This window comes from Oceanirhabdus sp. W0125-5 (assembly GCF_027938815.1).
Lineage (GTDB): Bacteria > Bacillota > Clostridia > Clostridiales > Clostridiaceae > Oceanirhabdus.
The window spans coordinates 1,462,537-1,477,241 of record NZ_CP115913.1 but is presented as its reverse complement, the minus strand read 5'-3'; the positions used below and the strand labels follow the sequence as shown (position 1 = coordinate 1,477,241).

Here is a 14,705-nt window from a genome sequence, read left to right as displayed (position 1 = left end):
TTAGATAAAAAACTCACAATAGTGGTTTATCTTACAATTCTCACAATCTGGTTTTCTAGCTTTACAACATCTTCTCCCATGAAATATTAATAAATGATGCGCCTTAGACCATCTATCAATTTTTATATTTTCTCTTAACTGCTCCTCCGTAATCTTAACATCTTTACCTTGTGCAAGTCCTATCCTATTAGCAACTCTAAACACATGAGTATCAACAGCAATTGCTGGAACATTAAAAGCATTACTCAATACAACATTAGCTGTTTTTGTTCCTACACCAGCAAGTTTTATAAGTTCTTCTTTAGTATCTGGAACAACCCCATTATAATCTGTTAAAATAGCTTCACTCATCTTTTTTAAATTTTTAGCCTTATTCCTATATAAACCAATTACTTTAATATCACTTTCAAGTTCCTCTATAGCAGCATCAACAAATTCTTCAGGACCTTTGTATTTTTCAAACAATTTTTCTGTAACCTGATTTACTTTTATGTCAGTTGTCTGTGCACTTAACATTGTAGCCACAAGCAATTCAAATGGAGTTCTATAGTTTAATTCACATTGCGCATCTGGATATAGCTCTTCTAAGGCATCTAATATTTTATCTATTTCTTTTTTATTTTTCATCCAATCACCCGTCTTTAAAAGTTATTCTACAAATACTTATCTCTTAATAATCATTATTATATCATAAACAATAAAATTTTAAAAGAAATGGAGAATTGAGAATGGATAATGGAGAATGATGGATGTTTCTGCTTTAGGCAGAAACTATATCTTATTGTTCTTTAGGACAATATGTTTTTACTCATTTTATATTTAAATAAAATATTGTATTTCAATTACAAGGTTTCATTATGAATGAAACAAGTAAAATCTTATTATCCAAGAATCAATATAATTAAAATTTCTCGAAGAGAAATGTCAATCATTCTCCATTCTACATTATCCATTATCCATTAAAAAAAGCACGCCATGCGTGCTTTTGATTAATCTTGTTCCAAGTATTCATTTATTAAGTTCTTAATAGCTGGATCTTTTACAATAACTGATATCTCAATACGTCTATTTGCTTTCCAGGCTTCTTGATTCTCTCCTTCAACCCTTGGTCTATATGATGAGTATCCACTAGCTGCAAAATATTGACCATATTTTTTCCCAAGAACAGGATTTACACTCATTAAATAATCAACTACTGAAGTAGCTCTATTAGATGACAGCATACTATTAGATATTGCTCCTTGTCTGGCATCAGCATGTCCTTGAATTTCGATAGCATCGATATATTTTCTTGTTTCATCATCCTCTAATATCTTTTGAAAAGATACCGCAAGTCTATTAAGTATCTCCTTACTTTGACTTTTTATCTGGTATGATCCTGAATCAAAGAGAATAGATTCACTTAAAATCAGGTTACCATTTTCAGCTACTGTGACAAAATTCTCTCCATTAGCTTGTCCCATTTCTTTTTCAATAGCTTCCTTAACTTGATTTAATACATTTACTCTTATTAGCGCTACACTCTGAAGCTTCGCTCTTAAATTTCCAAGTTCTTGATTACTTTCAGCAATAATTTTTCTCTGTTCTTCACTCTGAATTAAAGACAGTTGAAGCGCCTGTTGACCTTGTTCCACTTCAGCTCTCGTTGTTTCTAACTCTTGCTTCATTAACAATAATTTCTCTTGTTCTTTATTTAATGCAGCTGTAGTTAATTCAAGCTTCTTATTTTCTGCTTCCAACCTTTTTTTAGTAGCTTCTAAATTACTTCCTGTTACAATTTGCTGAATAAATGCCAAGAATACAAGCAAGAACAATATAAGGGCAATGGTTGAAATCATGTCTGTGAAGGATGGCCAAAAGTTTTCTACAGACTCTCCATCTCTATAACGCTTCCTTCTTTTCATATAATCACCCCATCCTTATTTAGAGATTTCTTTCTCTTTTATGTTCTCAGTAAAGTCACTTAGTGCTACATTCATTCTTGATATGTTATCTCTTAAATGATGATTGAATTGTGAAAATTCTCTACTATTATCAACAAACTTGTCTATAGTTCTATCAAATTTCTCCACACTACTGTTGATATTTGCGCCATTAGTTTCCATAACCTTAACTACTTCAAATAACCCAGAAACTGATCTCTCAATAACTCTCTTATATCCTGTTTCAACCTGTTCTGTAAGTCTATCAAATAATCTCTCAAATCTTTCTTCAACTTCGTCTATATTATCTACTTCTTCTTTAATAAACTCTTTAGATATAACATTATCTAAATATTCTTCTGTTGCAACCATTAACTCTTCCCTCATATGAACTGGATTAATGATTACTTTAATGAATGTGATTATTATAGAACCTATAATACCTACTAATGATGTTGTAAACGCAACACTCATTCCTCCAATTGAATCTAATAATCCATCAATTACACCACTTACACTTACACTTTCTATACTTCCTTGGTTTACTGATAAAGTTGATACTAATTCACCTACTGCTATAGTCAATCCTGCAAATGTTCCTAATAATCCAAAAATAATCATTAGGGAACTTGAATGCTTAACAAATCTTTCAGCTGTGTTTAACATCTTTAATCTTCCATTGAATTCTTTCTCAATAATTGCTTGAGTATTAATTTCACCTACATTATTTTCTCCTGCTTTTCTATATGTCTTAATAATATTTCTTAGTACCTCAGTGTCAAAACTTCCAGTTGCTTCACCTTCATTAAAGTCCCTTTTAATATTATTAATTGTTTTCATTATATACACACTAAATGCAAGTGATATTAACATAATAACCACGATTATACCACTAATAAAAATTGTAATATTATTACTAAACATCTTATCTCTCTCCCTTCATCCTATAATACAAATGTCTTGATATAATAATATCAAAAAATTTGATGAAAATAGTAACATTTTAATTACAAAAGGTTACTATATAATTACAAATAACAACATTTAATGAGTTTTCCGTAGATCGAGTTATTGAATATAACACTTTTAAAACAAATGGTGAATGGAGAATTGAGAATGGAGAACGATGGATGTTTCTGCTTTAGGGCAGAAACTACATCTTATTGTTCTTTAGAGAAGTATATTTTACTCATTTATCTTTAGATAAAATATTGTATTTAAAACAGGATTTTACCAATAGTGAAAGAAGCAAAACACAATTGCCCAAGGACTAATAGGATTAAAATTTCACTAGTGAAATATCACTTATTCTACATTATACATTTTCAAAAAAACTCCGCTCAGGGAGTTTTTTTGCTATGCTTGATTTTCTTTAGAACTTTTAATAATACTCCTTAGAATCCTAATGATTTCTTCACACTTTTGAATTAATCTATGTGAATTATATTCATCTAAATATTTACCTCTATTAAGAAGTTCTATCCAATATTTTGATTCACGAGCCTCCTTCAGAGCTATCCCCATCTTAGAAATAAAATCCCTCTTACTTTGAGCCTCATCACCCTCAACCACATTTGCTCCAATACTAGTACCCGCTCTCAGAAATTGTTTAGATAATACATACTCTTTCTTCTCAAAAGTTAATTCCTTATATACATCTATTACACATAATGCAAATTCAAAACTTTTCTTCTGGATAATATTCTCCTTCAACTATAGCACCTCCATATTACTTATAGTCAAATTCTTACCCAATATATTTAAAGTAATCCATCTAAGCAAAATTTAAAATCTAATATTTTCCTTGATTAAATGAGCACCCATATTCTTTTATAAAAAATTCTTATTTTCCAATACAATGTTTCATAAAATGAAACAAGTAACTTCATTCTACCAAAGAACAATACAATTAAAATTTCACAGAGTGAAATGTCCATCATTCTCCATTCTCCATTTCCCATTCTCCATTAAAAAAACCCAGCAAGCGCTGGGCATTTTTTATTGACCTATTCCTTTTTCTCTTAACTTCTCAAGCATATCAGCAGTCATCTTAGCTAAATCAAATTCAGCTTTGAATCCCCACTCCTCTTTAGCAGCAGTTGGATCAATTGAATCTGGCCAGCTATCAGCTATTCCTTGTCTCATTGGATCTACATCATAATCCATTTCAAACTCAGGGATGTGCTTTTTAATCTCTGCAGCAATTTCACTTGGTTCAAAACTCATAGCTGTAATATTGAAAGCATTTCTATGCTTAAGTTTGCTTGGATCTGCTTCCATTAAATCTATGATTGCTTGAACAGCATCTGACATATACATCATATCCATGCATGTACCTTCAGCTATATAAGAAGTATACTTCTTGTTTTTTAATGCTTCATAGAATATATCAACTGCATAATCAGTTGTTCCGCCTCCTGGAGGTGCAACGTATGAAATTAGTCCTGGGAATCTAACCCCTCTAGTATCTACACCGAACTTGTGATAATAGTAATCACATAGAAGTTCTCCAGATACTTTATTAACACCATACATAGTTGTTGGTCTCTGAATTGTATCTTGCGGAGTATTCTTCTTTGGAGTGTTTGGTCCGAAAGCTCCAATTGAACTTGGTGTGAAGAATTTACAGTTGAACTCTCTAGCAGCTTCTAGTGCATTTACAAGTCCACCCATGTTAATATCCCATGCAAGCATTGGCTTAGCTTCAGCAGTTGCAGATAATAGTGCTGCTAAATGAATTATAGTATCAACTTCGTACTCTTTAGCTAATTCTTTCATTCTAGCCCCATCTGTAACGTCTAAAATCTCAAATGGTCCTGATTCTACTACATTATTTCCTTCTGGTTTTCTTACATCTGTAGCAACTACATTATCGTTACCATAGATTTCTCTCATCTTCATAACTAGCTCTGTCCCGATTTGACCAAGGGCACCTGTTACTAAAATCTTTTTCATGATCTTCTCCTCCGCGAATAAAATTAGATTATACCTAACTCTTTTCCAACTTTCTCGTATATAGCAATTGCCTTATCAAGCATCTCTTTTGTATGAGCAGCTGATGGCATATTTCTTACTCTTCCTGTTCCTTTAGGAACTGTTGGGAATACAATTGACTTAGCGTAAACACCCTCATCATTTAATCTCTTAGAGAACTCTTGAGTTAATTTCTCATCTCCAATTATACATGGAGTTATTGGAGTTTCACTAGCACCAATATCGAATCCTAACTCTTTTAATCCAGCCTTTAAGTAGTTTCCGTTTTCCCATAACTTATCATGAAGTTCAGTACTCTCTGTAAGTATGTTTACAGCTTCAATACAAGCTGCTGCTGTTCCTGGAGTGATTGCAGTTGAGAATAAGAAAGGTCTTCCTCTAACCATTAACCAATCAATTAAGTTTCTTTTACCAGCAACATATCCACCTACAACACCTATTGCTTTTGATAAAGTTCCTATTTGGAAATCAACTTTATCAGATAAACCGAAGTGCTTAACAGTTCCTGCACCTTTACCAAGTACCCCTGAACCATGAGCATCATCTACATATGTAATAAGATCAAATTCCTCTGCAATTTCAACAATTTCAGGTAACTTACAAACATCTCCATCCATTGAGAATACTCCATCTGTAATAACCATAATCTTGTTATACTCACCAGATTCTCTTGCTTCTTTAGCCTTCTTTCTTAAGTCCTCCATATCAGAGTGACCAAATCTAATAACTTTTGCTTTTGATAATCTGCATCCATCAATAATTGATGCATGATTTAATTCATCAGATAATATAGCATCATCTTTTCCCATTACAGCTTGAATTGCAGCCATGTTACAGTTAAATCCTGATTGGAAAGCTATTGCTGCTTCAGTATGCTTGAACTGAGCTAATTTTTCCTCTAATTTAATATGGATATCTAGCGTTCCGTTGATTGTTCTAACAGCTCCAGAACCTACACCATATTTTTCTGTTGCTTTAATGCAAGCTTCTTTCATTCTTGAATTTGTAGCTAAACCTAAATAGTTGTTTGCTGAAAGGTTAATAAGTTCTTTACCCTCAATTGAAATTATTGGACCATTAGCCCCCTCAACTGGATTTATTACATTATATAACCCTTTATCTCTTAATTCTTGTAACCCTTCATTTAAGAACATATCTAATCGTTTACTTGTCACAACAGTTACCTCCTAAAACATATATAGATTATGTTGGTTTAAATCTTCACTCATATTATACACTATTAGTATAGCTTTTTGAAATAAAATAATAAAATGAATTTTCTTTTAAATCTTCTTGCATCCCCCTTTATCACTGCACTATACCACTCCACAAAAGCACAGCTAATCATGTTTAAGAACAAGTTCAGCGTTAAGAGTTTTACAGTTGAGAACGCGGATGCTTCAGACACTACATTATATTGTTCTTTAGTGAAGACAATTTTACTCATTTTTTTAAAATAAAATATTGAAATTAAATTACATTGTCTAATCATTGATAAAACAAATAAAACAAATTGTTTCATAAACAATAAAATAAAGGTTCTGACCTCAGTCAGAACCCCCATTAATTATACATTATCCATTCTACATTCTACATTCGTCTTAGATTTTATCATATACTCCTCTATATTCTTTAGGCAATAACTTTGCTATCTCATACATGATAAAATCTGTAGCTCTATCTTCATATTCTTTTTTATCTTCACCTTTAAGTCTATCAGGTACTTTAAACTGTTTTCCAATGTTTATATTTACATCTGAATGATAAAACTTCTCAGCATTCATTTTTCCCTCTTTATTTATTGGCATTAACTTTTCAGTGCCACTCATTCCAATAGGAACTATAGATGCTTTTCCCATTCTAGATAAAATAGTTATTCCACTCTTTCCTTTTATCAAACTACCAACTCTACTTCTTGTTCCCTCAGGAAACATCATAATATTATTACCATTTCTAAGTATCTGTATAATTTTTTTCATTGCATCCTTATCGGCTGAATTAGGCGTTATTGATACTGTTTTAACGATTTTCATTCCAAGATTTGTAGTGAAATCTTTATATAGCTTTCTTCCAGCTATAAAGGTCGGATCATTATATTTTAATAATTTATTTAAAATTAGCCCATCAGCATTACTCAAATGATTGCATACAAAAATAACAGGCCCATTTATATCTTTAAGATTCTCTTCACCATTAATTTTTATATTAGCATATTTTTTTATGTATCTATTAACTAGTTTTTTAGCAATAGGTACAAGTATACTATCTGGTATATAATTCATAAATTTTGCCATTCTAGGGGAAATCATTTTTCCTCCTCCTAACTAATTAAATAAATTTTTAAATATATTATACACTAATTTTCTATTTTTAAGAAAACTTCACTGGTCAATTTTACAGAATCATTTAACTGATAAAAATAAGCAAAATTTAGAAGTTATGATTCTTTATGAAATTTTCAATTTCTTAATAATAAAAAAAAGTTACTAAATTTATTATAGTAACTTGTGGAGCGGGTGATGGGAATCGAACCCACGCTACCAGCTTGGAAGGCTGGAGTTCTACCATTGAACTACACCCGCAGGTGGTACGCCTTAAGAGATTCGAACTCCCGACCTACGGCTTAGAAGGCCGTTGCTCTATCCAGCTGAGCTAAAGACGCACATAAATTAAATTTTAAATGGAGCGGGTGATGGGAATCGAACCCACGCTACCAGCTTGGAAGGCTGGAGTTCTACCATTGAACTACACCCGCAGGTGGTACGCCTTAAGAGATTCGAACTCCCGACCTACGGCTTAGAAGGCCGTTGCTCTATCCAGCTGAGCTAAAGACGCACATAAATTAAATTTTAAAATGGAGCGGGTGATGGGAATCGAACCCACGCTACCAGCTTGGAAGGCTGGAGTTCTACCATTGAACTACACCCGCAGGGATTGGTCGGGGTGACAGGGCTCGAACCTGCGGCCTCATGCTCCCAAAGCACGCGCGCTCCCAATCTGCGCCACACCCCGATACATCGTCGCTACATTTAAAATGTTTTTTTAAGACAATGAATATTCTATCACACGATTCCCTTTTAGTAAAGAGTTTTTTCTCCATTTTAATTAAATATCTATCATTTTTTTTATCTTTTTATGTTTTGCTCGTTTTTTCTACAACTGACACTCCAGGCACAGTTTATCGTTTTAGTAACCACTAGATCCAAATCCACCAGTTCCTCTTTCAGTACTATTAAGAATTGAAACCTCAACAACTTCAACATCTAAAATTGGCTTAACTACCATTTGAGCAATTTTCATTCCCTTAGTAACCTTAAACTCTTTTTTGCCATGGTTAATCAAAATTATCTTAATTTCCCCTCTATACCCTTCATCAATAGTTCCTGGGGTATTAAGCACTGTTATACTATGTTTCAATGCCAATCCACTTCTTGGTCTAATTTGAGCCTCTGTGTTTCTAGGCAGCTCAATAGCAATCCCTGTAGAGATTAATGCACTCTCTCCAGGCAAAATTGTTTTTTCCTCAACAGAAAACATATCAAGCCCAGCATCACCTTTATTGGCGAAGCTAGGCAAAACTGCATCACTAGATAATCGTTTAATATTTAATATCATAATTATTTAACTCCACAGCATTTTTTATATTTCTTACCACTACCACATGGGCATATTTCATTTCTTCCAATTTTTTTATCTTTAACAACTGTTTTAGCTTTCATTTGATCTACTTCTACTGGTGTGTGACCTCTTAAAGCCCACAATCTAGTAGCCCCTTGTACTTTTATAACAATATCTTCTACTTCTTTTCTTTCCTTATTATTCTCAAAATTAAAGATAGAATTTAAAACTTCCATTGTTTCTGCTATTGATGATCCATCTTTCAATCCATTTATTACTGCTCCAACAAGCATTTTTCCTTCAATATCACTCAAACCGTAATTTTGAACTATATAATCATATAATGATTTATGCTCATTGAACCACTCTGAGAAGTTGTGATGCCCAGCTTCAAGTAATTGTTGTTTAGTAAATGCTTTATAGTCTAGATTATTTGCATTCTGTGCATATAACATTCTAGTTGGATCACTTAATTTCCCACTTGCTACAAATTCATATTTTTCTATTTCTTTTAAATCTGAAAGGAATTTAATATCATGATAGATTTTTTCATTCTCAATAACAATTTCTTTTACATTATCAATAGAAATATCCTTTTCTAAAATTTTACTTAAATATTCACATAGTGCATTAACTTCTAGTATTCCTACATAGTATAAAATACCTCTAGCAGCTCTTAAAATCATCTCATTTTCTTGAATTTTATCAATTAAATCCTTATCTGAAATAATATCTCTTATAGTTTCTATCGTATCCTTTGGAATTATTGCAACAGAATCATTATCTTCTTTACCTAAAAATAATACACCTATGTTCTTTAAGTAAAAAATTGCTTCATTACTTAAGTTTAATAACTCTTTAATTTTAACATATCCTTGATTTTGAACCATATAATTAATTACATCTAATACATTCTTGTCAGATTTACTTAATCTATTTTTTATACTATCAATAATCTCTTTTTTAATAACTTCAGCATAATCTTTCTTCTTTAGTTTTGAGCACTTACCAATTCCCCAAACCTCAGCAATATTATTCATATCTTCTCTAGTTGTAAGATCACATAATTCATCAAATTTAAGATTCTTATTTACTTTAATATTGATTTTTTTTAATAGTACTCTCTGCTTTTCTTCCAATACTCCAAGCATTTCTTGTGCTTCACGTCCAATATTATCCATCTTCAACCATCCTTTTACTTCTATTATTCATTATTTCTATAATACTCCATATTATTATACCATAATTAATCAATTTCTTAAAAATTTATTCTTTTTCAATAATTTTTTTCACGTCATCCTTCTCTATATAAACGCTCTTAGAGAACCCTCTTCTAAAGTATCTTATTTGGTAATATTCGACACCTTCTCTTTCATATTCCAATATGTCAATTCTATCACCTGATATCTCAGTAGGTTCTTTAATGTTCTTTAAATAAACTTGTACTTTCTTCATTTCACCCTCCCCGAACCTAATTGTTCTTAATACCAATCATAATTTTAATTTAAATTCAATACTATCACTTTGCTAAATGTTTACTTAATTTATTATAACCCAAATTTCTTAATTGTATATACCACATAAATACAAAGAATAAAGAACAGAGAATAAGGAATAAAGATATAAAAATCACTATAACCCACCTTTTATTTACTCTCAAAAAAATTAAGCTCAGGCATTTTGCCTGAGCATTTGTTTAAATCTATATTAAATTTTAACAGTATAAATAGAATGCTATAAAATATATTTGTTCTTTATTTATTATTAGTCTATAGATTTGTAGTATGGAATTGGATATGGATTAATGTTGCTCTTTTTATTTTGAAGTGCATTGTAAAGAGCTGAACATAATTCTTCATATTCTATCTCAGTTGATGGTTTTAGATATCCATTTTCCGTTTCAAGGATATTGAATCCTAATGAAAGTGCAACATATCCTTTCATTTCTTCTTTAATTTCTCCTTCATCCTTTGCATTCACTTTAAATATTTCACTTATCTTAGCTATTTCTTCATAACCAGTAAACTTAATCATAGCTTTAGCTAGAGATACTCTATCAACTTTTTCATCTAATAGTTCTTCGGTTATTTCACCATCAATTATTCCATAAAATTTTGCCATTTCTATATAATCTTTATCTGTAAGATCATAACCATTTTGTGGTGTTTCATTACTATCTTTTTTTTCATCCATAGCAACAGCTTCAGCTGTTTTAGCCATATCATATTCTCTATTGTCTTCTACAACATATGGTCTATATCCATAAGCATCAACTATTAATTTGATTAGTTCCTTATTGGTAACCTCTTTATCTAATTCAAACTCTCTAATATCAAGCAATCCACTATATGCTAATATCTCTAATTCCTTTTTAACTTTACTATTTTCAATTTCCTTGAAAAAAGCTTCAGTATCTTCAATTATCTCTTCTCCGTTATAATTTAATATATCTCCATCAAAAGCATCAAAATCTTTGAAGTCATAAATATCTTCATTTCCTTTTATTTCATATACCAAACTAATTTTATTATCTTTCTTTATAAACCTCAACTGAGGCTCATATTTATCTCTAAATATTTTTATAATCTCTTTTTCAGATAGTTTTTTCTCTGGAGAAACAAACTCCCCATCTTTATACCAATATTTATTTAAACTTGTTAACTCACCATTTCCAGCATCAATAGTAATTGTTATATTGTTCTCATTAAAAGGAATCCCATTCTCAACTCTATTAAATGTATAATAATATTTTCTATCTTGAATTGGATTACCTTTTCTATCTGTATAAATGTGTTTTTCAACATGATAATCTAAATTTTTAACCTTATCACTATAATATTTCCCTATTATTTCTATTGCTTTTTTATATCCTTCTTCCCATGTTACTGATGCTTCAAATTCCTTATCATCATTATAAAAATATCCCATACCATTTGAGTTTCTTATATGACTATATTGATTCATGGATTTAATTTGTCCAGTAACAGAATCTATCCAAATGCTTACATTAGTTATTTTAATATATTCTTCCTGCTCTTCTTTATTCTCTTTATTCTCTTTATTTTCTTTTTCTACACCATAATCATCAATATTTCCATTATATTTTTCTTCTTTAGAATAATTTAGATACCAACCTTTTTCTTTTTCTCTATCATTAGAATCAAAATATGCATTTTGAAGTGTAAAATCTTTTCCAATATTATCTTGAATGAATTTTTGAGCTATTTCTTGAACATCACTTTCAGTTAATACATCTTCTAATTCTTTCAATTCTTTATACTTATTTAATACTTCATTGAACTCTTTTTCAGTTAAATCCAACTCTTTCATCTTACTCTCATTAATATCATATCTAAAGAAAGCTTTTCCACTAACTGCATCAATATATATTCCATTGTTCAATAAAAGATCATAAACCAATTTAATATTTTTTAAATTTTCTTCATCTTGGAATCTATATTTATTTCTATACTTATTGTATACCAAATTAAAGTCAATGCTATCAACAAATAAATTCTCAGCTTTCCATACTGATATAGCTTGATCTACTTCTGGAAATTCAGCATTATCATCCCAATTTATATTGAATCTTTTAACTTGACCAGTATGTCCGTCAATTACAAATGATATATTGTTCTGTTCATAAGCAACCTCTTGATTCACCCTAACAAAGTTAAAAGCATATTCTCCACTATTTCCATTAAAAGTAAGATTGTCATTTGAAGTTAATACTTCACTTGCTTTCTCTTTACATATTTGATTCATTTTCTTTACAGCAATTTCCTTTGCTTGACTATAAGATATTGTAGGTATGTCAGCAGATTGTGCTCCATAATTATATTTGGACATACTTATCAATTCACCGTGAATGGAATCAATTACTATATTAATATTGATATTATCATTTTCTTTTGTAAGAGACCAATTTATACTCCACGATGCTTTATCATTACCAGTATATTTATTTAAATAAGCTTTCGCTGTATATTCTTCAGTAATATCTATACCAAAGAATTCCTTCAGATGTTTTTTAGATAGCTCCTTGGCTTTATCTTCTGATATAATCTCTTCCTTCTTTTCTGAAATTTGAATAACCTTTAATTGTTCTTGCTTTCCCATAGATTTTCTATCCATCGCCACTGCATTCATAGTTATTCCTGCTAACATAGTTGCAGAAATTATCATAGCAATAATCTTCTCTTTATTCATAAAGATTCCTCCTGTACCCACTTTATATCTGAGTGGAATTATTTTCTCTGTACTATATACGTACTTAAAAATAATAAAGTTATTATCTTTTTTTATTTTTTTCCAATAATAAACAACAAAAAAGAATAAAGAATTAAGTTTCATTATTAATTCTTTATTCTCATTCTTATAAATATTTTTCACTTATGACTCTCTATCTATCTTTCTTTCTGACACTAATTTAATTCCTGTTCCAAGAATATTTTCTAAAATCACCTCTCCAACTTCTATTGGCGCCTCTAACTCTAGCGAATATACTAGTTCATATACCTTTTCCCAAAGTTCTTTAGAAATTTCACAACTTGTTTTTACATGAATTTTATTAAAATATCCATTTTTTATTGGTAGCTTAAATGTTAGCACTCTTTCTTCCTTCAAAATTTCTTCTTTTCCATATGCAGCCCCTTTTTTACAAAGGTTTCCCTCTACACTTATATTTCCATTACTCTCATTAACCTTAAGTTCACATCCCATAGTACATCTTTTACAATAAATGATCATTTCTTAATCCCCCGTTATTCATTAACTTCCTTTACACCATTAATCTCATTTACTGATATGTATATTTTATCTCCTGCCTTATAATCAAAAAGTGATGTTTCAGAAAGATATAGCCATTTAGTCTCACTAGGAGTAAATTCTTTCATAGATTCCTTATAAATCAATCTATCAGCTAAATGAATATTTATAGTCACATTTTCCTTTCTTCTTTTAACCTTTATTTTTAATGCATAGTTTTTCTTAGCATCAGCATTCACATCATTTAATATTATTTCTTGTGGTATGGAATATTTGATATTCTCATCATGAGTTACATCTATTACAGCTGCTTCTTTTAGATTTTCTGATGATAAATACCCAACTACTGATTTCACACAATCCTTAACTTCTTCTCTTATACTGTCAATATAATCATGTATATGCAAAGCATTACCACAAACAAATATACCTTTTCTTGAAGTTTCAAAATTACTATTTACAATAGGTGATTTTGTTTCATCATTCATTTTTATTGAAGCCTTTTTAGGCAAGTCATGTATTGGCTCCAAACCTACAGATAAAATTAATGTATCACACTTAATAAATTTTTCAGTTCCCTCAATATATCTATTTTCATCATCAACTTGTGCTACATACACTCCCTGAAGCCTCTCAATCCCATGTAAACCTATTATGGTATGTTTAAACTTTATAGGAATATTGAAATCTTTTAAACATCTATTATATACTTTTGCTGTCCCCCCAACATGATCTCTAAACTCAAATATTCCACATATATTACAACCTTCAATTTTTAATTGCCTTGCCACAACCATCCCAATATCTCTTGACCCTAAAACCACAACATTCTTTCCTGGTATAACCCCTTGTTCATTTATGAATCGCTGTGCTGATCCAGCAGTGAAAATTCCCGCCATTTTACTACCAAGTATATTCATTGATCCTCTAGGCCTTTCCATGGCACCTGTAGTAAGTATTATAGCTCTTCCCTTAATTTTTTTAATTCCTCTATCAGAATTAACTGTTGAAACAATATTGTCATTTGAAATATTATATACTGATGTATTTATCCAATACTCAATATGTAATTCCTCTATTTTCTTTATCATCTTATGTACAAATTCTGTTCCAGTAAGTTCTTTATCAAACTCTCCTGTTCCAAAGCCTGAATGAATACATTGATTCAACATTCCACCCAGTTCTCTATCTCTTTCTATTAGAAGTATATTATTTAATCCTCTCTTTTTAGCTTGAGCCACAGCAAACATTCCTGCTGGTCCTCCACCAATTACAATCAAATCGTATGTTTCCATATAGAACCCCTCCTTTTGAGAGTAATCAACTCAATATATGTTTATTTTACCATAAATCTTTTGATATATAGATATCTTAAGAGGAAATTTAATTTATTGAAATAAATTA

13 protein-coding genes and 6 tRNA genes are annotated in these 14,705 nt (G+C 30.6%); all 19 read right to left on the bottom strand.

Annotated features, from left to right (window positions below; translation table 11 throughout):
* Positions 1–627 carry an endonuclease III gene (gene nth, locus OW730_RS07165; protein ID WP_271228365.1) on the bottom strand — a complete coding sequence of 209 codons (627 nt, stop codon included), beginning with the start codon at positions 625–627 and terminating at the stop codon, positions 1–3.
* Between the two features lie 362 nt (positions 628–989).
* A complete protein-coding gene (locus OW730_RS07160) occupies positions 990–1,904 on the bottom strand; it encodes an OmpA family protein (RefSeq protein ID WP_271228364.1) in 915 nt (304 codons plus the stop codon).
* 15 nt (positions 1,905–1,919) lie between these two features.
* Complete coding sequence (locus OW730_RS07155) at positions 1,920–2,846, bottom strand: hypothetical protein (RefSeq protein ID WP_271228363.1); 927 nt, start codon at positions 2,844–2,846, stop codon at positions 1,920–1,922.
* Positions 2,847–3,278: 432 nt separating this feature from the next.
* Positions 3,279–3,635 (bottom strand): four helix bundle protein, encoded by a 357-nt coding sequence (locus OW730_RS07150; RefSeq protein WP_271228362.1) that lies wholly within the window; start codon positions 3,633–3,635, stop codon positions 3,279–3,281.
* A 285-nt stretch (positions 3,636–3,920) separates the two neighbouring features.
* Entirely contained in the window at positions 3,921–4,877 is a 957-nt protein-coding gene (locus OW730_RS07145) for an L-threonine 3-dehydrogenase (RefSeq protein ID WP_271228361.1), read from the bottom strand.
* Between the two features lie 23 nt (positions 4,878–4,900).
* Positions 4,901–6,091: a glycine C-acetyltransferase gene (locus OW730_RS07140; RefSeq protein WP_333781263.1), complete on the bottom strand. Its 1,191-nt coding sequence runs from the start codon at positions 6,089–6,091 to the stop codon at positions 4,901–4,903.
* Between the two features lie 426 nt (positions 6,092–6,517).
* Positions 6,518–7,225 carry a lysophospholipid acyltransferase family protein gene (locus OW730_RS07135; protein ID WP_271228360.1) on the bottom strand — a complete coding sequence of 236 codons (708 nt, stop codon included), beginning with the start codon at positions 7,223–7,225 and terminating at the stop codon, positions 6,518–6,520.
* Between the two features lie 199 nt (positions 7,226–7,424).
* Positions 7,425–7,498: transfer RNA gene (locus OW730_RS07130), tRNA-Gly, on the bottom strand.
* Positions 7,499–7,501: 3 nt separating this feature from the next.
* Positions 7,502–7,578 (bottom strand) — tRNA-Arg (locus OW730_RS07125).
* 19 nt (positions 7,579–7,597) lie between these two features.
* Positions 7,598–7,671, bottom strand: a tRNA-Gly gene (locus tag OW730_RS07120).
* 3 nt (positions 7,672–7,674) lie between these two features.
* Positions 7,675–7,751, bottom strand: a tRNA-Arg gene (locus tag OW730_RS07115).
* Positions 7,752–7,771: 20 nt separating this feature from the next.
* A tRNA-Gly gene (locus OW730_RS07110) sits at positions 7,772–7,845 on the bottom strand.
* Between the two features lie 6 nt (positions 7,846–7,851).
* Positions 7,852–7,928: transfer RNA gene (locus OW730_RS07105), tRNA-Pro, on the bottom strand.
* Between the two features lie 174 nt (positions 7,929–8,102).
* Positions 8,103–8,534 (bottom strand): dUTP diphosphatase, encoded by a 432-nt coding sequence (dut, locus tag OW730_RS07100; protein ID WP_271229530.1) that lies wholly within the window; start codon positions 8,532–8,534, stop codon positions 8,103–8,105.
* Complete coding sequence (locus OW730_RS07095) at positions 8,534–9,715, bottom strand: SEC-C metal-binding domain-containing protein (protein ID WP_271228359.1); 1,182 nt, start codon at positions 9,713–9,715, stop codon at positions 8,534–8,536. The genes dut and OW730_RS07095 overlap by 1 nt, the downstream gene beginning before the upstream one ends.
* An 85-nt stretch (positions 9,716–9,800) precedes the next feature.
* A complete protein-coding gene (locus tag OW730_RS07090; RefSeq protein WP_271228358.1) occupies positions 9,801–9,989 on the bottom strand; it encodes a hypothetical protein in 189 nt (62 codons plus the stop codon).
* A gap of 309 nt (positions 9,990–10,298) precedes the next feature.
* Positions 10,299–12,743: a hypothetical protein gene (locus OW730_RS07085; RefSeq protein ID WP_271228357.1), complete on the bottom strand. Its 2,445-nt coding sequence runs from the start codon at positions 12,741–12,743 to the stop codon at positions 10,299–10,301.
* A gap of 183 nt (positions 12,744–12,926) precedes the next feature.
* Positions 12,927–13,283: a DUF1667 domain-containing protein gene (locus OW730_RS07080; RefSeq protein WP_271228356.1), complete on the bottom strand. Its 357-nt coding sequence runs from the start codon at positions 13,281–13,283 to the stop codon at positions 12,927–12,929.
* A gap of 14 nt (positions 13,284–13,297) precedes the next feature.
* Positions 13,298–14,596: an NAD(P)/FAD-dependent oxidoreductase gene (locus OW730_RS07075; protein ID WP_271228355.1), complete on the bottom strand. Its 1,299-nt coding sequence runs from the start codon at positions 14,594–14,596 to the stop codon at positions 13,298–13,300.
* Between the last annotated feature and the right edge of the window lie 109 nt (positions 14,597–14,705).